At 49.6% G+C, this 19,723-nt stretch carries 19 protein-coding genes; 6 read left to right on the top strand and 13 right to left on the bottom strand.

Features of this window, described 5'->3' with window-relative positions:
• Positions 1-132: 132 nt before the first annotated feature.
• A complete protein-coding gene (locus GWK09_RS09325) occupies positions 133-2,658 on the top strand; it encodes a M14 family metallopeptidase (protein ID WP_163693006.1) in 2,526 nt (841 codons plus the stop codon).
• Between the two features lie 20 nt (positions 2,659-2,678).
• On the opposite strand, the gene GWK09_RS09320 is transcribed toward GWK09_RS09325, so the two are convergent.
• The gene (locus tag GWK09_RS09320; protein ID WP_163693004.1) at positions 2,679-3,800 is read right to left on the bottom strand and encodes a 1-acyl-sn-glycerol-3-phosphate acyltransferase; all 1,122 of its coding nucleotides are present in this window, start codon (positions 3,798-3,800) and stop codon (positions 2,679-2,681) included.
• A complete protein-coding gene (locus GWK09_RS09315; RefSeq protein ID WP_163693002.1) occupies positions 3,725-4,645 on the bottom strand; it encodes a bile acid:sodium symporter family protein in 921 nt (306 codons plus the stop codon). Before GWK09_RS09315 ends, GWK09_RS09320 begins: the two co-directional genes overlap by 76 nt.
• A gap of 168 nt (positions 4,646-4,813) precedes the next feature.
• On the opposite strand from GWK09_RS09315, the gene GWK09_RS09310 reads away from it, so the two are divergent.
• Together GWK09_RS09310 and GWK09_RS09305 are read left to right on the top strand one after the other, a co-directional pair.
• A complete protein-coding gene (locus GWK09_RS09310; protein WP_163693000.1) occupies positions 4,814-5,374 on the top strand; it encodes a thioredoxin family protein in 561 nt (186 codons plus the stop codon).
• Positions 5,359-5,913: a GNAT family N-acetyltransferase gene (locus tag GWK09_RS09305; RefSeq protein ID WP_163692998.1), complete on the top strand. Its 555-nt coding sequence runs from the start codon at positions 5,359-5,361 to the stop codon at positions 5,911-5,913. Before GWK09_RS09310 ends, GWK09_RS09305 begins: the two co-directional genes overlap by 16 nt.
• Before the next feature lie 12 nt (positions 5,914-5,925).
• Here GWK09_RS09305 and GWK09_RS09300 read toward each other — a convergent pair whose 3' ends face one another.
• Entirely contained in the window at positions 5,926-6,468 is a 543-nt protein-coding gene (locus GWK09_RS09300) for a YfiT family bacillithiol transferase (RefSeq protein WP_163692996.1), read from the bottom strand.
• Between the two features lie 162 nt (positions 6,469-6,630).
• Here GWK09_RS09300 and GWK09_RS09295 point away from each other — a divergent pair, with 162 nt between their 5' ends.
• Both GWK09_RS09295 and GWK09_RS09290 read left to right on the top strand, forming a co-directional pair.
• Positions 6,631-7,269 (top strand): peroxiredoxin, encoded by a 639-nt coding sequence (locus GWK09_RS09295; protein WP_163692994.1) that lies wholly within the window; start codon positions 6,631-6,633, stop codon positions 7,267-7,269.
• 111 nt (positions 7,270-7,380) lie between these two features.
• Positions 7,381-7,575 (top strand): cold-shock protein, encoded by a 195-nt coding sequence (locus GWK09_RS09290; RefSeq protein ID WP_163692992.1) that lies wholly within the window; start codon positions 7,381-7,383, stop codon positions 7,573-7,575.
• Between the two features lie 419 nt (positions 7,576-7,994).
• On the opposite strand, the gene GWK09_RS09285 is transcribed toward GWK09_RS09290, so the two are convergent.
• The 3 genes from GWK09_RS09285 to GWK09_RS09275 all read right to left on the bottom strand — a co-directional run bounded on the left by GWK09_RS09285 (position 7,995) and on the right by GWK09_RS09275 (position 11,281).
• Positions 7,995-8,927 (bottom strand): peptidylprolyl isomerase, encoded by a 933-nt coding sequence (locus tag GWK09_RS09285; RefSeq protein ID WP_163692990.1) that lies wholly within the window; start codon positions 8,925-8,927, stop codon positions 7,995-7,997.
• An 87-nt stretch (positions 8,928-9,014) separates the two neighbouring features.
• Complete coding sequence (locus GWK09_RS09280; RefSeq protein WP_163692988.1) at positions 9,015-10,406, bottom strand: M20/M25/M40 family metallo-hydrolase; 1,392 nt, start codon at positions 10,404-10,406, stop codon at positions 9,015-9,017.
• Complete coding sequence (locus tag GWK09_RS09275; protein WP_163692986.1) at positions 10,403-11,281, bottom strand: PPK2 family polyphosphate kinase; 879 nt, start codon at positions 11,279-11,281, stop codon at positions 10,403-10,405. The genes GWK09_RS09280 and GWK09_RS09275 overlap by 4 nt, the downstream gene beginning before the upstream one ends.
• 179 nt (positions 11,282-11,460) lie before the next feature.
• Between GWK09_RS09275 and GWK09_RS09270 the strand changes: the two genes are divergently transcribed.
• Positions 11,461-12,168, top strand: a complete 708-nt coding sequence (locus GWK09_RS09270) for a hypothetical protein (RefSeq protein ID WP_163692985.1) — start codon at positions 11,461-11,463, stop codon at positions 12,166-12,168.
• A 9-nt stretch (positions 12,169-12,177) separates the two neighbouring features.
• Here GWK09_RS09270 and GWK09_RS09265 read toward each other — a convergent pair whose 3' ends face one another.
• The 7 genes from GWK09_RS09265 to GWK09_RS09235 form a co-directional block, all read right to left on the bottom strand.
• Complete coding sequence (locus tag GWK09_RS09265; protein WP_163692983.1) at positions 12,178-13,341, bottom strand: sigma-54-dependent transcriptional regulator; 1,164 nt, start codon at positions 13,339-13,341, stop codon at positions 12,178-12,180.
• A gap of 143 nt (positions 13,342-13,484) precedes the next feature.
• Positions 13,485-14,354, bottom strand: a complete 870-nt coding sequence (locus tag GWK09_RS09260) for a mechanosensitive ion channel family protein (RefSeq protein WP_163692980.1) — start codon at positions 14,352-14,354, stop codon at positions 13,485-13,487.
• 1 nt (position 14,355) lies between these two features.
• On the bottom strand, positions 14,356-15,693 hold the full coding sequence (locus GWK09_RS09255) for an ABC transporter permease (protein WP_163692978.1): 1,338 nt from the start codon (positions 15,691-15,693) through the stop codon (positions 14,356-14,358).
• Positions 15,686-16,621 (bottom strand): ABC transporter ATP-binding protein, encoded by a 936-nt coding sequence (locus GWK09_RS09250; protein WP_163692977.1) that lies wholly within the window; start codon positions 16,619-16,621, stop codon positions 15,686-15,688. The genes GWK09_RS09255 and GWK09_RS09250 overlap by 8 nt, the downstream gene beginning before the upstream one ends.
• 314 nt (positions 16,622-16,935) lie before the next feature.
• The gene (gene dnaJ, locus GWK09_RS09245; protein ID WP_163692975.1) at positions 16,936-18,048 is read right to left on the bottom strand and encodes a molecular chaperone DnaJ; all 1,113 of its coding nucleotides are present in this window, start codon (positions 18,046-18,048) and stop codon (positions 16,936-16,938) included.
• Positions 18,049-18,057: 9 nt separating this feature from the next.
• Complete coding sequence (locus GWK09_RS09240; protein ID WP_163692973.1) at positions 18,058-18,633, bottom strand: nucleotide exchange factor GrpE; 576 nt, start codon at positions 18,631-18,633, stop codon at positions 18,058-18,060.
• A 132-nt stretch (positions 18,634-18,765) separates the two neighbouring features.
• Positions 18,766-19,716, bottom strand: coding sequence for a TIGR01777 family oxidoreductase (locus GWK09_RS09235; protein WP_163692971.1), 951 nt, complete (start codon positions 19,714-19,716; stop codon positions 18,766-18,768).
• Positions 19,717-19,723: the final 7 nt, after the last annotated feature.

The raw sequence follows: 19,723 nt of genomic DNA, 5'->3' as shown, positions 1-19,723 counted from the left end.
CAGAATTTAACAACTTAAAGACTCCTTTATCCGGGGTCTTTTTTATGCCCGTTCCCCCTGATTATCCCCTTTTCATCCTTGTGCCTGCCCGAAGTAATGTTTACCTTTAGCGATCTGAAAAAATAATACCGAATGAAAAAATCACTACTCCTCCTCTGTGTATTTACCACCCTGGCCTTTCATGCCCAGGACAACCTCTCCCTGGATTATTACCTCCCACAGGAATTCACTTATGATCCTGCTATTCCAAAGCCGGCAGAGGTTATTGGGCACGAAGTGGGCGAATGGCACGTGACCCATGACAAGCTCATGTTCTACATGCAGGCCCTTGCTGAGGCCAGCGACAGGATCACCATTGAGAACAGGGGCACCACCTTCGAAGGCAGGCCCATATTACTGCTGACGGTCACCTCCCCAGAAAACCACGGCAGGATCGAAGAGATCCGCCAACAGCACCTGGCGTTGAGCGAAGGCCAGGGAGCCAATATGTCCGTAGAAGACATGCCCATTGTCGTGTACCAGGGATTTTCCGTTCACGGTAACGAGCCCAGCGGGGCCAATGCCGGACTGGCTTATGCCTACTATTTGGCGGCTGCACAGGGAGAAAAGATCGATGAGATGCTGAAGAATACGGTCATCCTGATGGATCCCTCTTTTAATCCGGATGGGCTGCAGAGATTTGCCTACTGGGCGAATACCAACCGCGGTATGAATCTGAATCCCGACGGAAACGAGCGGGAATACCACGAAGTATGGCCCGGAGGAAGGACCAACCACTACTGGTTCGATATCAATCGGGACTGGTTGCCTGTGCAACTTCCTGAAAGTCGGGCCAGGATCAGGTCCTTTCACCGATGGCTACCGAACATCCTGACGGACCACCATGAGATGGGCACCAATTCCACCTTTTTCTTCCAGCCGGGTGAACCCACACGTGTGCATCCACTAACCCCAAAACTCAATCAGGAACTCACCGCAGAGATCGGTGCCTATCACGCCAAAGCCCTGGACAAGATCGGGTCCCTGTACTTCTCGGAAGAGAATTACGACGATTATTATTACGGGAAAGGATCCACTTTCCCCGATGTGGTGGGCAGTATCGGTATCCTTTTCGAACAGGCCAGTTCCAGAGGCCATATCCAGGAGAGCGAAAACGGCCTTCTGACGTTCCCTTTCACGATCCGGAATCAGTTTACCACGGCCCTTTCTACCGTAGAGGCGGCCCAGAATATGAGGACCAAGCTGCTCGGATACCAGCGCGATTTCTACCGGGACCTCAGATCCGAAGCTTCCAGGAGCAAGACCAAGGCCTTTATTTTCGGGGATGAGAAGGATGCAGCAAAAGCCTGGCATCTGGCAGAGATCCTGGAGAGGCAGAACATAAAGTTCCATGATCTGGGTCAGGATGTAACTCTGGGGGGTAAACGATACACCAAGGGCAGCAGTTACATAGTACCCCTCGAACAGAAGCACCACAGACTGATCAAAGCCATGTTCGAAAAGAGGACCACTTTCACGGATAGCCTCTTCTACGACATTTCAGCCTGGACCTTTCCCCTGGCCTTCAACGTGGATTATGCAGAACTGCCCTCCCTCACCAATGCAGGTCCGGAGATCGCGGAACTCAAGGTCCTTCCGGGATCGGTTAGTGGAGAAAGCAACTATGCCTATCTCTTCGAATGGCATGAATACTATACTCCAAAAGCCCTGAATCAAATCCTGGAAAAAGGGCTGAGGGCCAAGGTGGCGCAGTACCCCTTTAGCATGAACGGCACGAAGTACGACTACGGAACGGTCATGATCCCGGTACAGGATCAGGTCCTCAATAAAAAGGATCTCTTTGAATTCCTGCAGAAGATCGCCTCAGAGAGCCATTTAAGGATCACGGCGGTCAGTACGGGTCTCACCCAGGGGATCGACCTTGGAAGTGGAGATTTTGAACCCGTAAAAAAGCAAAAGGTGGCCCTGATCGTTGGGGAAGGGATGAGATCCTATGATGCGGGAGAGATCTGGCATCTTTTTGACACGAGGTACAACATCAAACTGACTAAAATAGATACCGAATACCTCAACAGGGCCGACCTGAGTTCGTACACGGATATCATCATCCCGGGAACCTGGGGAAGCGGCGGACTCAACAAATCCAGTGCTGATAAGCTGAAGGAATGGGTAAAGGACGGGGGCACCCTCATTGGATACCGCACCACGGCCAACTGGTTCAACCAAAATGAATTCCTGGATCTGAAATTCAAAAAGGACAGTCTGGTCGCCAAAAACATTTCTTTCGGGGAGCGGGAGGATTTCAGGGGCGCCCAGGTAACCGGCGGAGCCATTTTTGAGGCGAAGATAGACCGTTCACATCCTATCAACTTCGGTTACAAGAACAATAGCCTGGCCCTTTTCAGGAACAGCAACATCTATCTGGAGCCGGAAAAGGACAGTTATGACAACCCCATTCAGTATACTGCCTCTCCCCTGCTGAGCGGGTATATTTCGGAGGAGAATGCAGCCCTGATCTCAAACGGTACTCCATTCAAGGTAAGCCGGATGGGAAGAGGAAGGGTCATCCTTTTTACGGATAACACCAATTTCCGCGCATTCTGGTATGGCACCAACAAACTCCTGATGAATGCGGTATTCTTTGGCGATATGATGTAGACCAATATCCGACAGGGGTCTCAGGCAGACCTCCCTGCTTTGATATAGAGCAGGCTCAGTAGAAAGTGGATGGCCACCAGCAGGGTCGCCCACAGGGCGTCGATCTGCGTGTAGCAGATCCACCAGAGTAAGATGTAAAACAAGGGCTGGGCCACAAAAACATACCCAAACCTGAAGGTACTCACAAATTCAACCTCGAGGATCCTGGGTTTTATAATGAGTCTCCAGAAGAGGATTAACGGAGCATTGAGCAGGAAGAATACGCCTTTCAAGAGGCCCTGAAGGATGCCTCCCCGTCTCTGACCGGACTTTTTCGGGCCATGGGGGTAAAGTCTTAGGGCATTATTGGTCTGTGTGGGGTCGGTGAGATCCACGCCCAGGCCATGGAGGTATTCCAGCTTTTCAGCATAGCTATCCTCCTCCTCTATGTGAGTAGTGCTGTTTTCCAGCGTTTCCGAGACCTTTTGTTTAATCCTTGATACCGACCCAGGAATGTCCTCCTTATCGTAGAACGCACGTGCAGGTATGGGATCCTCAAAATAGAAGGCGACCCTGTCGGGGAAACCGGCAGCATTTTCGTAATTGATCCCCACCGGAATCAGGAGTACATCCAGGTCCGGATGTTTTTCAAGGGCCGCAAACAGGATCCGTGTGAATCCCTTGCTGAGCGGTCTCACCTTTCTCATGATATTGTGATTGGCCTCGGGGAAAAGCAGGATATGCCCTCTGCCCCGGAGGATACGGGTACAATTTTCAAATATCTCCTCATTCCGGCCCAGGGTGTCCCGCCCATCCCGCATTCGGTATACCGGCAACATCCTCAGAAAACCGAAGACCTGATTCACCATCGGGTTTATAAAGACATCGGCTCTGGTAAGGAAATAAGTTCTAAAAGGGGTAAAGGCAGCGATCACCAATGGATCCATCAGTGCATTCTGATGGTTTGCCAGGAACATGACCGCCCGGTCCCTGGGCACCTTTCGGGTACCGTGCAGCCTCATTTCCCTGAAATAGCAGAAGAGGCTGAAACAGGCGATCCCACGCGTGAGGTCATACATGAACCGTCTCATCCGCCCACCTCCTTCCTCAGGGGCCTGAATGCCCAAAATGACCCGAGCAGCATGCCGGAGATCAGGTGCCATACCCCCCAAAAGGCAGTCAGGACAGCCATACCGCCAAGTCCCTCAAAAAAAGTAAAGATGAGTACCAGGCCCAGTCCTGAGTTCTGTATCCCGGTTTCAATGGTGATGCATCTGATATCCTCTGAGGGCAATCCGGCTAACCGGGCTGCAGTATATCCTGTGAGAAATGCCATGGCGTTTTGCAGCACAACCAGCCAGAATACCAACAATAGGTACTCCCGGATCTGTACCCTGTTATTGTAGAGAACGAAGAGGATGAGGCAACCAAAAAACAAGAGGGAAATGTGTTTCAAAACCTTCGCGAGACGCCGGGCAAGTTCTGGAAAACGCTCATGGAGCCAGACCCCGGCCAGAAGAGGTAAGCCAAGGATCAGTGCAACGATCTCCACCATTTCCAACGGGTTGAGTGAAATATCACGCAACAGGTTTTGGGCAGGGGGATAGAGCGATCCCCAGAAACCTAGGTTTAAAGGAGTAAATAGAATGGCGAGAAGGGTCGCATTCGCAGTTAGGGCCACCGACAGAGCCCTGTTTCCGCCGCCTAGGGAGGTAATGAAATTAGATATATTTCCTCCCGGACAGGCAGCCACGAGGATCATCCCCAGGGCCAGGCTGGGTTGAGGCCGAAATGCGATGACCAGTAAGAAGGTGACCAGAGGTAATGCCAGGAACTGACAGAAGACCCCGACCAGCAAAGATCGCGGATCCCTCAGGAGGGCCTTAAAATCTCTCACCCTGATATGGAGGGCAACCCCAAACATGACCAGGGCCAGGATCACATTTAGGATCCAAAGGGTCTCCGTGGAGAAATTGATGTGCGCCTCGTCTAAGGAAGAAAGTACCACCGGTTTGATTTTCTAAAGGCCCAAGGGTCTATTTCCCAAAGATAACCAAGTTCTGGTATTGCATTCCGACAGTTTTTATTGGACATGGATAGGGTGGGTCTTGCTGAATTCCCCTAAAACCTTCCCGAATTTACTGATGGCTTCCTATTTTTGTGTAAAACATCTAAAATGGCACGAACCCCAAGTAACATGATTCCCCTGGGCACAAGGGCACCGAAGTTCATATTACCTGATACCGTGTCCGGAACCACCAGGTCACTGGATGAGATCAAGGGAGAAAAGGGAACGGTAATCATGTTTATCTGCAATCATTGCCCCTTTGTGAAACACGTCAACCCCGAGCTGGCCCTTTTAGGAAAGAAGTATCAGCCAAAAGGGATAGGTTTTGCCGCTATCTCCAGCAATGACGTGGCCAACTATCCCGATGATGCGCCCCATTTGATGAAAGAAAATGCCCGTAAGGAAGGGTATACTTTTCCCTACCTGTACGATGAGAGCCAGGAAGTAGCCCGTGCCTACGATGCGGCATGCACCCCGGATTTTTACCTTTTTGATGCAGAAATGCGACTGGTCTATCGCGGGCAACTAGACGATTCAAGACCGGGGAACGGCATTCCTCTGACCGGAAAGGATCTGCGACAGGCCATAGACCACCTGCTTTCTGAAGAGCCTCAGGCCGAGGTTCAGAAACCGAGTATCGGATGCAACATCAAATGGAAGAAAAACTAGGAGGCCCCGGGCGGTCTCAGATCTTCCTTGAACCTGTCTCAGGGGAGACCGCTGAATTGTACTGCAGACTGGGCGAGCAAGCCTACAGGGATCACTATTTGCACTTATGGCCCCGAAAGGACCCTTCACCATATATACATACGAGCTTTACCCCCCGGGTTGTCCAATCGGAAATGACTGAGCAGGATAATCTGCATTTTATCTTGAGATTTGGAGTTGATGCGATAGGCATTGCCAAACTCATCCTGAACAGGAATCCGAAAGGCCTTGAATTTCCGGCGCCCGTTTACCTTGAAAAGATCTATCTGTTGAAGGATCATACGGGGATGGGAATTGGCGAACAGGTCATCTTGGCCTTGCACACCCTGTCGAGAAAAAGGGGAATGGGATATATTTACCTCGCTACCATGCAAAAGGGGCGGGCCCTTTCATTCTATCTCAAAATGGGATATGAGATCCTGAGAAAAGAAACCTTGCCCTTTGAAAATGCCATTCCTGAGGAAAAAGGAATGTTTCTACTGGGCAGGAATCTCGAGTAAATCTGTCCCTTTCTACCAATTCATGCGATCCACCAGCCCCTGGATATGAGCCAGGTGATGATTACCATGCCAGGCATATCTCCCCGTATTCTCTTCCAGACCAACGGTAGCGTTCCCGTCGGGATGGACGAATTCCTTTTGCCAATCGTCCCGGGAGAAGCCGTTAAGCATATAGACCAGTTTGGCATGTACTGCCTCCAGATGGTTCAGGGAGAGCTCGATAGGCCCTGTGCTGGCATCTGCCAGTTGGGCCCATTCCTTCTCCAGGTAGGGTTTGATCACAGGTTTTTCTTCGGTGAGGGCCCATTTAAAACGGATATAACTGTGGTGATGACTGTCCGCGAGGTGGTGCACTACCTGCCTTACCGTCCATCCGCCGGGGCGGTAAGGGGTGTCGAGTTGTGAGTCGCTAAAGGCAGAGACAAGGTCCCGGAGATTGACGGGCAGGGCTTCAATGTGGGCGATCCAGTCCCTCAGGATCAGTGGAGTGATCCGCGCAGGTTTGATAAAATGACCAATAGGATACCTGAGGTTTTCTAATTCTGATGTTTCCATATCACAAAAATAAGAAAGTAGATGACTGTTTAGATCAGGAGAATTCTGCGGGTTCCCAAATACGGATATCGTACATAATGAAAATTTAACTCCCTTTAAACGCTATACAAATATATTCCTATTATTTTTGTAGGCATTATAGGAATATAAAAATTTATACATATGGCAACATTGAGACTGGGCGATACAGCCCCCGATTTTACAGCGGAAAGCAACCTGGGAACCATCAACCTGTACGAATATCTGGGCGACAGCTGGGGAATTCTCTTTTCGCATCCGGCCGACTTTACCCCTGTTTGCACAACGGAACTGGGGACTGCGGCCAAATTCAAAAAGGAATTCGACGCGCGGAACGTCAAGATGCTGGCCCTGAGTGTGGACGGGAAAGACTCACACAACGAGTGGATAAAGGATATCAACCAGACCCAATCCACCGAGGTGAACTTCCCCATCATTGCCGATGAGGACAGAAAGGTGTCTGATGCGTACGATATGATACATCCGAAGGCGAATGACACCCTGACCGTCCGTTCGGTCTTTATTATAGCGCCCGACAAGACCATTAAACTGATCCTCACATATCCTGCATCCACAGGAAGGAACTTCCATGAACTCCTGCGCGTGATCGACTCCCTCCAACTGACGGCTTACCACAAAGTCGCCACCCCCGCCAATTGGAAGCGAGGGGAAAAGGTGGTGGTGAGTCCGTCCATCCCAACCCCTGAGGCCATCACCCTGTTTCCGAGAGGGGTGGAGGAGATCCGGCCCTACCTGCGTCTTACCCCGGATCCTACGGCATAGGGTTCACAAAAAAGGTAAGACCCTCTGGCCCTTGAATTTAAATAATGGGAAATAAAAGGGAATTCCATAAATTAAGCGTACCTTTGCGACTTAACATTTTATTTTTTTATTATGAGTAAAGGAACAGTAAAATTCTTCAACGACTCCAAAGGTTATGGTTTCATCACTGAAGATGGTTCATCAGAAGATCACTTTGTACACATTTCTGGCTTAATTGACGAAGTACGTGAGGGTGATGTTGTAGAATTTGAACTACAACAAGGAAAAAAAGGATTGAACGCCGTTAATGTGAAAATAATTGACTAGGTAATACTCCAATTTTCTAAATAACCCCGGCCATAAAGCCGGGGTTTTTATTTCCCCCTCATTGTTCATAAGTTGTTATTAACTTTAGGCGTTACCTGCACAACAATCTTCGCTTTTCTGCGTCCTACAAGTACACCCCTTAACCATTAATACCAAACGCCCATGTATTCCTTCTTTTGGATCCTCCTTGTCTTGATCGCAATCAACATCGCCCTGCTGTTGTTAAGCGCTTATCGAAAAAGCGAAACATAATTCCTTTACACGGAGGTAGGGTAAGTCACAGGCATAGCTGTTATCTGATAAAAGCTATGACCGTATTTTTTGGCATCATGGGATTTCTGATCCTCCTGAATCTGGCCTTGCTCTTGTTTTCGATTCAGATGGCCAACAGGAATTAGAAGTTTTCCCATTTATCGTTATCAGGAAACCTCCATCAACTCCACATCGAAGATCAGTGTGGCATCCGGAGGAATAACCCCTCCTGCTCCGGCACTTCCGTAGGCCAGGTGCGAGGGGATCACAAACCTCGCTTTGTCTCCAACACTCAACAAACCTATGCCTTCATCCCATCCCGAAATAACCTGACCCGTTCCCAGCTGGAACGTTATAGGTTCCTTTCTCCTGTAGGAGGAATCAAAAACCTGTCCGTTTATCAGCGACCCTTCATAGTGGACGGATACGCGCTGACCTCTACTGGGTTTTTTTCCTTTTCCCTTCTGGATGAATTTGTAGCGAAGACCGCTTTCAGTTTTATCGAATCCGGCTGAGAGCTTTTGGATCTCCGCCTCGGCTTTTTCCCTTTGTTTGGCGATCCTATCCTCTCTGGACTTTTCAAAAGATCTGAAAGCTTTCAGGGCATCCCATTTCTGACTGTCGTCCCCAACCCTCAGGATTTCCACGGAGTCCATTTTATCCCCTTGCTCTATGGTATCCACGACCTCCTGCCCCTGTGCGACGTGTCCGAATACCGTATGCTTGTTGTCCAGCCATGGGGTAGCCGTATGGGTGATGAAGAACTGGCTGCCATTGGTCCCCGGGCCTGCATTTGCCATGGAGAGAACACCCGGCGCATCGTGTTTGAGATCCGGATGAAATTCATCATCGAATTTGTATCCCGGATCGCCGGTACCCGTTCCAAGCGGGCAACCCCCCTGGATCATGAAATCGGGAATCACCCGGTGGAAGGTTAGTCCGTCATAGTAAGGAGTTCCCTTCGGCTTTGCCTTATTTTCTAATGTGCCCTCTGCCAGAGAGACAAAATTGCCCACCGTACCGGGCGTTTTTTCATGAGTCAGTTTAACCAGGATCTCACCTTTTGAGGTGTTGAATTTTGCGTAGATTCCGTTTTCCATGGGGAATTATTTTTTAGAGCCGCAAAGATATGGATTCTGGCCTTAAATCCTATTCGGGCATTTCACCCTTCAGCCCGGGGTGGTATTTCAGTTTGGAACCTTGCCCAAGTCGTATTTGTCGGCCAGGTAGATCAGACTGGTCATGGCTGCCGCACCCAGCTCGAGTTCCCTCCTGTTTACGTGCTCAAAGGTGTCATTCTGTGCGTGGTGGTGTGCAAAATACCGCTGTGAATCGGGTCGCAGGCCCACGAGGACCATTCCCTCCTTTTTCAGGGGCCGTATGTCAGCTCCTCCCCCGCCTCTGATAAATTCGTCAGAGAGATAGGGTTCAAACAAGGTCTTCCATCCCAAAATCTTTTCAAAATCAGCATCAGAACTGTCAAAGCCGAAACCCCTGGGGGTAAATCCTCCCGCATCGCTTTCCAGGGCGAATACGTGTTTTTCCCCTTTCTGGTCGGCTTCAGATGCGTATTTCCTGCCCCCTCGGAGGCCGTTTTCCTCATTCATGAAAAGCACCACGCGGATAGTGCGCCTCGGCTTGTACCCACTCTTTTTGAGCAACCTCAGCACCTCCATGCTCTGCACGCAGCCGGCACCGTCGTCATGGGCCCCGTCTCCCAGATCCCAGGAATCGAGATGCCCTCCTACGACCATGATCTCCTCGGGCCGGGTACTCCCTTTGATCTCCCCTATCACGTTATAGGATTGCACATCCTCCAGTTGTCTGCAATTCAGTTTAAAATAGAACTGCACATCCGGGTTGAGCTTGAGGGTGGTACTCAGGAATTCCGCCCCATTGGTACTGATGGCAGCCGCAGGGATCCTGTCCTTTTCCGGCAGGTCGCCGTAGTTGGTCGAACCCGTATGGGGATAGTCATCAAGACGGAGGTTCATAGACCTTACAATCACACCCACAGCCCCGTATTTGGCAGCCTGGGCTGCGCCTGAAGACCTCTGGTCTACAGCACCTCCGTAGGCCTGGAAGGTATTGATCAGTGAAGGGTCCATTGGGCGGTTGAAAAAGACGATCTTACCTTTTATTTTCTCCCTTCCTAGGGTCTCCAGGTCATCCAGTGACTTTACTTCAACGATCCCGGCCTTCACCCCTCCGGGCGGGGTGGGAACTGACCCCCCCAGGGCGCAAATTGGCAGGTTGCTCGTGTACCCGGGTTTGCTTTCCAGGTAGGCAAATTCCGGCGTACCCCTCACCCATTTAGGAACCATTACAGGTTGAAGCCACACCCTGTCAAGTCCAAGGGAATCGAGTTGTGCCTTTGTATAGTTCACCGCCTGCTCTGCCTGCACGGAACCTGAGAGTCGGCCCCCAATTTGATTCGAGAGATAATTAAGCCAGTCATAGGCCTTTCCCTGGGTAAGGGAAAGGTCGTAAAACTCCCTGATTTGTGTTTCATCTTCAGTTTGGGCCTTCAGGCTCAATACCTGTAAGGTGATCAGTAATGCTGTAAAAATCCTTCTCATTCGCTTTCAAGTTGTCTTTTGTATTCCTCTATATTGGCCTTTGTTTCTTCATCCAGTTCGGGTTCCACGACATCTGTGTACCTGCTGAGTTCCTCAAGCAGGATCTCCGCGACGATCACACGGGCGGCCTCCTTGGTATCGGCTGGGATCACATACCAGGGGGCATGAGCCTTTGAGGTCTTGTTGATGGCCTCCTCGTAACACTTCTGGTATGTATCCCATAAGTTCCTCTCCTTGAGGTCCCCGGCGGAGAATTTCCAGTTCTTTTCCTGTAATTCGAGTCGCCTCAGCAAACGCTGCCGTTGTTCCTCCTTGGAAAGGTGCAGGAAAAACTTGAAGATGATGGTACCGTTCTCGGCCAGGTGTTGCTCAAAATCATTGATCTGCCTGAATCTTTTCTCCCAGAAAGCCTCGTCTATATCGTCTACGCTGTGGATCCCAGGGATATGTTCCCCCAGGATATACGAAGGGTGTACCCGGGTCACCAGCACATTTTCGTAGTGGGTGCGGTTAAACACCCCGAATTTCCCCTTGGGTGGCAGGGCGATGTAATGCCTCCAGAGGTAGTCATGACTCCTTTCGAGTTCCGTCGGAACCTTGAAACTGTGAACCTGCACCCCGCGTACATTGAAATCCTTGAACACTTCCCGGATCAGGCTGTCCTTCCCTGCCGTATCCATACCCTGCAAACAGATAAGAACACTGTATTTATCGTGAGCGTACATCACGTCCTGGAATTTTCCAAGTTTCACCCTGATCTTCTCGAGGTATTTCTTGAGTTTCTTGTCGGATTCCCCAAAGTCTTCTTTTGTGGGCAATGCGCTGAGCCGTACCTCCTCTTCTACCCTGTAGGATTTGCTTTTGATCTTCTTCATAGGATGAATATAGGATATTTATTTGTGTCCTTTAAAGCGCCTGTCAATTTAATATTCTTGATATACACCCTTCAAATTGGCACGTAAAACGTGGGTTTGTCCCCATATGACGATAAAATAAGGCGATACCTCCCCGTATTTCTATTTTTAGCTCACCCAAATCTGAAATAAGGACAACCATGTCATTAAAGGTACTGACGATCTATCTATGGCTTGCCTTTCTGCCCGTATCTGCGGGCATTGTTTCCTTGAATGCATGTGAATTTGCAGGGTCTAACATCACGTACATACGGACCAATACCCAAAAGGCCATAGATTCAGATAAGATGAACATGGTGCATTATTTTACTTATAAGGCCCTGAGTGCCATAGATAAAAGCAAGGATCAATTTCGCGCCTGCGGTTGTGAATATGCTCAACAGGGCATTGAGGAAAGCGAGCAGTATCTCAAAAAAGCCATAAAGGCCAGTTCTATCCTGGGGGCCCGCATGCTGCTGGAAAAATCGCTTGAACACACCCTTGGTAGCCTTGAGGCATTGGAGGACCATCCACAGATCCACACCAGCGAATACGGCAATAATCTCACTATGAATACGGGGGAAGATCAGCCCGGGGTTGCAAAATTCAGGCCGATCTCCGGCAAGGCCCTGGAAGCGAAGGTAGACTCCTCCCTGGAGAATTTTCGGATATCCCTTGACAAGGTGATCTCCACCCTCCCCTGCAGTGAAGCTGAGGATTACGTCCTGGAGGTTTATCAACGTTGTGAGCTGGAGTTACTCAAGACAAACCTTACAGAGGGTAAACGCTTATACAACCTCAAGACCAAGAATATAGCCGGGAGAGCCCTGGAGACCCTGAATGAGCGCTGCGCCTCAAAGGAGGACTAGGTGTAGTTCTTATTTACTGGCGAAAAGTTTTACGTCCTCTTCCGTGATCTCATCATTCCCAAGAATGGTGAGTCTCTCCACCACATTGCGCAGTTCCCTAATATTCCCTGTCCAGTCGTATGCTTTCAGCAGGGATATTGCCTTTTGGGAGAATCGTTTGGGTGCAGTGCCCTGCTCCCCGGCAATCTTCTCTGAGAAATGATCGATCAGAAGGGGGATATCATCTCTTCGATCATTCAGGGAAGGTACATTCACAAGGATAACTGCCAGGCGGTGGTAAAGATCTTCCCGGAACCTGCCTTGCTCGATCTCTTTTTTAAGGTCCTTGTTGGTAGCGGCCACCACCCTTACATCCACACTAATATCCTTATCCGAACCCACTCTGGAGATCTTATTCTCCTGCAGGGCTCGCAGGACCTTGGCCTGGGCAGAGAGGCTCATGTCCCCTATCTCATCGAGGAAGATGGTGCCTCTGTTGGCTGCCTCGAATTTTCCTGCCCTGTCCTTGATGGCTGAAGTAAAGGCTCCTTTCACATGACCGAAAAGTTCGCTTTCTATGAGTTCGGAAGGAATGGCCGCGCAGTTCACTTCTATAAAAGGGGCGTTGCTCCTCTCGCTTTTCTGGTGGATCCAGTGTGCCACGAGTTCCTTCCCTGTTCCATTCGATCCCGTGATCAGGACCCTGGCATCCGTTGGGGCCACCTTGTTTATGATCTCCTTGATATTAGTGATCTCCCGGCTATCGCCTATCATCTCATAGTTCTTGCTCACCTTTTTCTTAAGGATCTTATTCTCCACCACCAGTTCCTTTCTGTCGAGGGCATTCCTGACGGTCGTGAGGAGGCGGTTCAGGTCCGGGGGTTTGGAGATATAGTCGAAGGCCCCGAGGCGCATCGTATTGACCGCCGTATCCAGGTCGCCATGCCCGGAGATCATGATAAAAGGGATCTCGGGTTTGAGTTTGCGTGATGCCTGCAGGACTTCCACCCCATCCATTTTGGGCATTTTGATATCACAAAGGGCCAGGTCGTAATCATTCTTTTTGATCATCTCCAGGCCTTTCTGCCCGTCTTCGGCCTCTTCCAGCTCGTACTGCTCGTTCTCTTCAGATAGGATCTTGACCAATACGCGTCGGATGGCGGCTTCGTCTTCTATCACTAATATTTTTGGCATGTCTTCTATTTTTTCACTTTTCTGTTACAACCTTAATACAGGGCATGATCCTTCCTGTTCAAAAACGGTGCCAGGCCCATATTCGTATCCGTATTGACAATACCTGTCTTGTGAACCCGTCCCTTTAAACAAGAAGCACAGGCTTATTGCTTTTTGAGGGCGATGGGGCTGTGCTGGTAAAAATGCACATCCCGCTGTGGGAATGGTATAGTAACCCCATTTTCCCTGAACCTTGCGTCTATTTTGTATCGCATCTCTGACCGCATCCTCGGAACCCTGAAAGCATCGGAGACAAAGAAATTCAGGGAAAAGATCAGAGCCGAATCCCCAAAGTCGTCAAACTGTACAAAGGGCTCTGGATTCTTCAGTACCCCTTTCTGCTCCTCGGCAATTTCGGTGAGGATGTTGGTAACCAGGTTTACGTCGCTTCCATACGCCACGCCAATATTAAGGGCTTCCCGTGTGATATTGTGATTCTGTGTATAGTTGTAGATGGTATTGGTCAAAAATATGTGGTTGGGAATGATCAACACCTTATCGTCCCTTGTGATCGCCCTGGTACTTCTCAATCGTATCTCGAAAACCTTACCTACCTTGCCTTCCACCTCAATAATATCGCCTACGTGAATAGATTGGTCCAGGATCATCAGGACCCCGGAAATGATGTCCTGAAAAAGATTTTGTAAGGCAAAACCAAGGCCTACGAACAAGGCGGCGGAAGCCGTGAGCAATACGGTGAGGTTCACTCCGGAAGAGTGAAGGATGATGATGATCACCAGGATGTACGAAAGGTACTTTAAGAAGGAAAAAATGCTGACGAATTTATTCTTGTCTGCTTCGGGTAATTTCTTGATGACGATGTTGTGGATGATCCGCAACAAGTAGGTGACCGCGACCACACCGATGACAATGGTGAGAAAGGTACCGACGGTAATGTGAATATTCTCGCTGTCGTAGATCTGATATGTCAACACCTCGTTGAATTCTGCCCAAAGATCCTTTAACTTTTCCATCCTAGTATTTTAACCATTTGAACAATTCCTTGTAACTCGCCTTTTTCCCGTACATAAGTATTCCCACCCGGTAGATCTTAGCCGCCAGCCAGACGATCCCTATAAAGGTAACCAACAAAAGGAAAATAGAGAGGACCAGTTGCCAGATCGGCACACCCCCCTCTCCCAGACCCCCCGGCAACCGCATGAGCATCACGATGGGGGAAGTGAGCGGAAAGAGGGAAAATCCAACAGCTATAGGTCCATGGGGATTTCCAAAGACGGAAAAGAAACCCACATAAATCGCCAGCATCAAGGGGAGGATGATCGGGAAGATGAATTGCTGAGTATCCGTCTCATTGTCAACGGCAGCGCCTATGGCCGCGTAGATCGAACTGTAGATCAGGTACCCCAGCACGAAATAGACCATAAAGAAAAAGATCAGCATGACCCAGGGGATCCGCATGAGTTCATTGGCATACAGCTGCATTTCGCTTCCTGCAGGATTCATCGCACTCAGTTCGCTCACCCCGGGACCGGGCATCACAGCAGCGCTTTCCAGGGCCTGGGACTCCAGTCCCATAAATGACATGATCGCAAACAGGAGGAGGGAGGCCGAAAATATCCAGATCGCGAATTGTGTCAGCCCGGCCAGGGAGGTCCCAATGATCTTTCCCATCATAAGCTGGAAGGGCTTGACCGAAGAGATGATGACCTCGATGATCCTGCTGGTCTTCTCCTCTATAACGCTGCGCATGACAAAACCTCCGTAGATGATGATGAACATCATGATCAGGTATCCGAATCCACCTCCGATAAATGCCTTGAGTTCATTGAGTCCCTTCAGGTTTCTCTCCCCTTCAAAGGTTTCGGTCCTGAGTTGAAAATCCGTATCAATGGAGGCGAATTCAGCCGGTGTCACACCCAGTTCGAGAAGTCTCTGTTGCCTCAGTCGGTCCCTGAAAATCCCGTCCAGCCTGTCTACCACCCCGGAAATCGGTGCTTCTTTGGTATAGAGGAAAGCACTATTGGCCACCTCCTCGGCTGTACCCCCCTCCGGCAGGTACAACAGACCGTAAAAATTCTGGTTGATCACAGAATCCTTGGCCTGCTCCAGGCTTACATCCTCAAAGATCACGAAGGACATGGATTCTGTTGACCCGAAATCAGTGGAGTAGAATACACTCTCGTTCAGGACTCCCACTACCCTGGTCTCACTGTCGTTGATCTTGGTGAGGTAAGCGATCAGTACCACCATCCCTACCATCAAAATAGGGCTGAGGAAGGTCATGATCACAAAGGACCTGTTTCGGACCTTTGCCAGGTATTCCCTCTTTATAATCAGGCCTAATTTACTCATGGGTCGATTTGCTTTGTACCGTTTTTATAAAAATGTCATTGGCCGATGGGATGGTTTCCACAAAACTGTTCACGGTGCCTTTGCTGGAAAGGTGCTTCAGGAAGGAACCCGTATCGGGGGAAGGTAGCTTAACCTTGAATTCCACCTGGGATTCCAGGGGGTCATAGGAAGAAGCAGAGATCTGGAAACGTTCCGAAAGTTCCTTGAGGATCTCGTCCCCTTTCTGAGCGATCATACCTACGGTAAAGACATTGTTCTTGTATTCCTTCTTGATGTCCGAGAGTTTGCCGTCCAGGATCTTTTCGGCGTTGTGAAGAAGGGCGATGTACTCACAGATCTCCTCCACAGACTCCATCCTGTGAGTTGAAAAAATGATGGAAGTACCTCTTTCTTTTAAATGCAGGATCTCTTCCTTTATTATATTGGCATTGATGGGGTCGAAGCCGCTGAAGGGTTCATCGAAAATAAGCAGTTTGGGCTCGTGGAGTACCGTGACGATGAACTGTATCTTCTGGGCCATACCCTTGGACAATTCCTGGATCTTCTTGTTCCACCAGTCACCGATCTGGAGTCTCTCGAACCAGTAGAGCAGCCTTTTTTTGGCTTCGGCCTTGGGCAACCCCTTTAATTGAGCCAGGTACAGGGCCTGTTCCCCTACTTTCATGCTTTTGTACAGCCCCCTTTCCTCAGGGAGATACCCAATCATGGATACATGGTGGGGCAATAACGGCTCTCCCCCGAAGAGGATTTTCCCGCTGTCCGGGTAGGTGATCTGGTTGATGATCCGGATCAGGGTAGTTTTACCCGCTCCATTGGGCCCCAGCAGACCGTAAATGCTGTTGGAGGGTATTTCTAGTGAGACGTTGTTGAGCGCAAAATTAGTTCCGTAGCGTTTGGTGACCCTATCGGCAACCAGGATGGGATTCATGCATGCAATTTTGTCAAAGATAGAGAATTGAACGAAAAAGAGGAGGTATTACATACGAATATGGTAACAGGATACAAGGCGATTTTCCCTCCGCCAAATCCTTGTGCGATCCTTTAATTGATACTTCCCTTTTCATCCTTGCTTGGACGCCATATTTTCCCACTATGGAGGCCATGAACACCCCCCAGAAAAGCAAAACCCATCCCCGAGAGATCGAGGATGGGAAAAAAATTGCTATGAAAAAGAAAATTAATACTGGTCTCCCAGTATCGGTTCAAATATACGTTTTTTATTTAAACCGCCTATGAAATGGTTTAAGAAAACATGTCTTTTACCTTCTCAAAAAACGATTTGTCGGATTTCTCTGGCTTGGGTTCAAAGTTTTCGTGCTTGTTCATCTTTTCGAAGAACTCCCTTTGTTCCTTGTTCAGTTCCTTGGGGGTCCAGACATTGACATGCACCAGGAGGTCTCCACTGCCATAACCGTTCAGGTTGCTAATGCCCTTGCCCCTTAGGCGCAGGATCTTGCCCGATTGAATTCCCGGTTCCAGCTTGATCCGAACCTTTCCTCCCACCGTGTCGATCTCCTTGGACGTGCCCAGAACTGCATCCGATATACTGATATACAGGTCGTAATGCAGGTTATCCCCTTCGCGTTTCAGGGTTTCGTGTTCTTTGGTCTCGATGGCTACTAAAAGGTCTCCCGGGACACTGTTGCCGGGTGCCTCATTCCCCTTACCGCTGACCTTAAGCTGCATGCCATCTTCAACCCCGGCAGGGATCTTGATGGATACCGTTTCCTCCACCATCTGCAATCCCTGGGCGTCTGCATGGGAGGGTCTGTGATCGATCACCTGCCCGCTACCCCCGCAATTACTACATGTTGTAGCGGTCTGCATGCGCCCCAGAATGGTGTTGGTGATTTTGGTAACCTGTCCGCTGCCGTTGCAGTTGGAACAATTTTTATAGGTGACGCCCTGCGCCTGGACCTTTCGCTTGACCTTCACTTTTTTCTCTACCCCATGGGCTACCTCATCCAGGGAGAGCCTGACACGGATTCTGAGATTGCTCCCTTTCACCCGCCTCTGACCTCCTCCAAAGCCTCCGAAGCCCCCAAAACCGCCACCAAAGGCGCTCCCGAAAATATCCCCGAACTGGCTGAAGATATCCTCCATGTTCATGCCGCCTCCACCAAAGCCGCCCCCTTCGAAGGCTGCATGACCATATTGATCATACCTCGCCCGTTTATCCGGGTTGCTAAGGACCTCATAGGCCTCTGCGGATTTCTTGAACATCTCTTCCGCCTTTGGATCCCCGGGATTCTTATCCGGATGGAATTCCAGCGCTTTTTTCCTGTATGCCTTTTTGATCTCGGCGGCGCTGGCCGACTTATCTATCCCAAGAATTTCGTAATAGTCCTGCTTCATGTCTACCGATTAATTTCCTACTACCACCTTGGGATGCCTGATGATCTTATCGCCCAGGCGATATCCTTTCTCCACCACATCGATGATCTTGCCCTTCAGTTTTTTATTCGGGGCAGGGATCTGGGTGATCGCGTCGTGAATCTCGGCATCGAAGGCATCGCCTTCTTTTGCCTCTATTTCTTCAAGCCCCTTTGCCTTTAAAGTGTCCTTGAATTTATGGTGGATCAGTTCCACTCCTTTGAACAACTCTTTTTCAGAAGATCTGCCGAGTTCCTTCAAAGCACGCTCAAAATCGTCCAGCACGGGTAACAGAGATACCATTACCTCTTGTCCGGCAGTCTTGAAGAGATCCATCCGCTCCTTGGAGGTCCTCCTCTTAAAATTCTCGAATTCAGCGAATAGTCTCAGGAATTTGTCCTTTTCCTTTTCGAGTTCTGCCTGGAGTTCCTCTTCCCGGGAGTGCTGATCTGCTCCTTCAGTTTCATCTTCCCCGGACTGATCCCGGAGCTTCTCCTCCTGAGGATCTTCCTGTTCGAGGGCATCCTCCATCTCTTCCATTTCTTCTATTCTGTCTTTTTCACTCATTGTCAGCCAAGTTTATGCCTGTTCGATTCAGAATGGCAAAAGTACTGCCATTTATCGAAAAATGTCAAAATGTCACATAAAAAAACACCCTCCCAGGGGTGTTCCATTTTACTCCAAATCAAAATATGCGGTTCAGACGAATTCCTTTTGATAGATATCGCTGGGTGTTTCTTCTGAATGCAAAATATCTTTAAGGGCGCTGCAAATATTCTTATAATAGAACTCAAATCCCTCCTCCTCAATTTTTCTGCTACTCACTCGCTGGCTGGCATAGAGCAGATAGGACATCTCACCGAGGATCAACTTCATGAGGCCCTGTGGAATATTGGGCAGGAACAGAGGTTTGTTGAGAACGGAGGCTATCTCCTTTATCAACCTGGCATTGGTCACCGGGTTTGGGGCCACACCGTTGAATACCCCTTCGAGCCCGTGTTCTATGGCGAAGAGAAACTGGCGGGCAAGGTCGTCAATGTGGATCCATGACTGCCACTGCTCCCCCTTGCCGAAGGCGGCACCGAGGTAATACCTTACAGGCCTGACCATCGCAGGGAGCGCCCCCCCATCCATAGACAGGACCAGTCCCACGCGGATGGTGGCAACGGGAAAGGAGAAACGATTGAATTCTGAAATTTCATCTTCCCATCGCGTAACCACCTCTCCCAGGAAGCTGTTATCCACCTGTGTATCTTCTTCCGTGTAATAGCAATCCAGGGAATCGGGATATATTCCTATGGCAGAGGCCGAAACAAAAGAACGGATCTGGTGCCGATCAGATTTCTCAATGGCCGTCCTCAGGGTTTTCAGGCTGTCGATACGGCTGTTGAGGATCTCCGCCTTGTTCGCCTCTGTCCAGCGTTTTGCTATGTTGGATCCTGCCAGGTTGATCACGGCCGAAACGCCATCCAGGCATTTTCCGTCTATCTCTCCCTTGGCGGGATCCCAGTAAAACCCTTTGATCCCATTTTCAGAGGTAAGCTTGTCTTTACGGGTAGTGAGGTAATTGACTTCTATTTGATTCTCGCGGCACTTTTGAACGATAACATTGCCAATCAACCCGGTAGCCCCAGTGATCAAAATGCGCATTGTAATT

The sequence above is a fragment of the Muriicola jejuensis genome, from assembly GCF_010671595.1.
Taxonomy (GTDB): Bacteria; Bacteroidota; Bacteroidia; order Flavobacteriales; family Flavobacteriaceae; genus Muriicola; species Muriicola jejuensis.
Note: the sequence above shows the minus strand (reverse complement) of the source record. Positions and strands in the feature narration are given on the sequence as shown.

Bases quoted from the DNA above. Each gene is read 5' to 3' on its own strand.
- GWK09_RS09255 (WP_163692978.1), bottom strand. From the start codon at position 15,693: ATGAGTAAATTAGGCCTGATTATAAAGAGGGAATACCTGGCAAAGGTC.
- GWK09_RS09235 (WP_163692971.1), bottom strand. From the start codon at position 19,716: ATGCGCATTTTGATCACTGGGGCTACCGGGTTGATTGGCAATGTTATC.
- GWK09_RS09275 (WP_163692986.1), bottom strand. From the start codon at position 11,281: ATGAAGAAGATCAAAAGCAAATCCTACAGGGTAGAAGAGGAGGTACGG.
- GWK09_RS09285 (WP_163692990.1), bottom strand. From the start codon at position 8,927: ATGGAAAACGGAATCTACGCAAAATTCAACACCTCAAAAGGTGAGATC.
- GWK09_RS09280 (WP_163692988.1), bottom strand. From the start codon at position 10,406: ATGAGAAGGATTTTTACAGCATTACTGATCACCTTACAGGTATTGAGC.
- GWK09_RS09265 (WP_163692983.1), bottom strand. From the start codon at position 13,341: ATGCCAAAAATATTAGTGATAGAAGACGAAGCCGCCATCCGACGCGTA.
- GWK09_RS09295 (WP_163692994.1), top strand. From the start codon at position 6,631: ATGGCAACATTGAGACTGGGCGATACAGCCCCCGATTTTACAGCGGAA.
- GWK09_RS09270 (WP_163692985.1), top strand. From the start codon at position 11,461: ATGTCATTAAAGGTACTGACGATCTATCTATGGCTTGCCTTTCTGCCC.
- GWK09_RS09260 (WP_163692980.1), bottom strand. From the start codon at position 14,354: ATGGAAAAGTTAAAGGATCTTTGGGCAGAATTCAACGAGGTGTTGACA.
- GWK09_RS09300 (WP_163692996.1), bottom strand. From the start codon at position 6,468: ATGGAAACATCAGAATTAGAAAACCTCAGGTATCCTATTGGTCATTTT.
- GWK09_RS09250 (WP_163692977.1), bottom strand. From the start codon at position 16,621: ATGAATCCCATCCTGGTTGCCGATAGGGTCACCAAACGCTACGGAACT.
- GWK09_RS09240 (WP_163692973.1), bottom strand. From the start codon at position 18,633: ATGAGTGAAAAAGACAGAATAGAAGAAATGGAAGAGATGGAGGATGCC.
- GWK09_RS09305 (WP_163692998.1), top strand. From the start codon at position 5,359: ATGGAAGAAAAACTAGGAGGCCCCGGGCGGTCTCAGATCTTCCTTGAA.
- GWK09_RS09290 (WP_163692992.1), top strand. From the start codon at position 7,381: ATGAGTAAAGGAACAGTAAAATTCTTCAACGACTCCAAAGGTTATGGT.
- GWK09_RS09320 (WP_163693004.1), bottom strand. From the start codon at position 3,800: ATGGCACCTGATCTCCGGCATGCTGCTCGGGTCATTTTGGGCATTCAG.
- GWK09_RS09310 (WP_163693000.1), top strand. From the start codon at position 4,814: ATGGCACGAACCCCAAGTAACATGATTCCCCTGGGCACAAGGGCACCG.
- GWK09_RS09325 (WP_163693006.1), top strand. From the start codon at position 133: ATGAAAAAATCACTACTCCTCCTCTGTGTATTTACCACCCTGGCCTTT.
- dnaJ (WP_163692975.1), bottom strand. From the start codon at position 18,048: ATGAAGCAGGACTATTACGAAATTCTTGGGATAGATAAGTCGGCCAGC.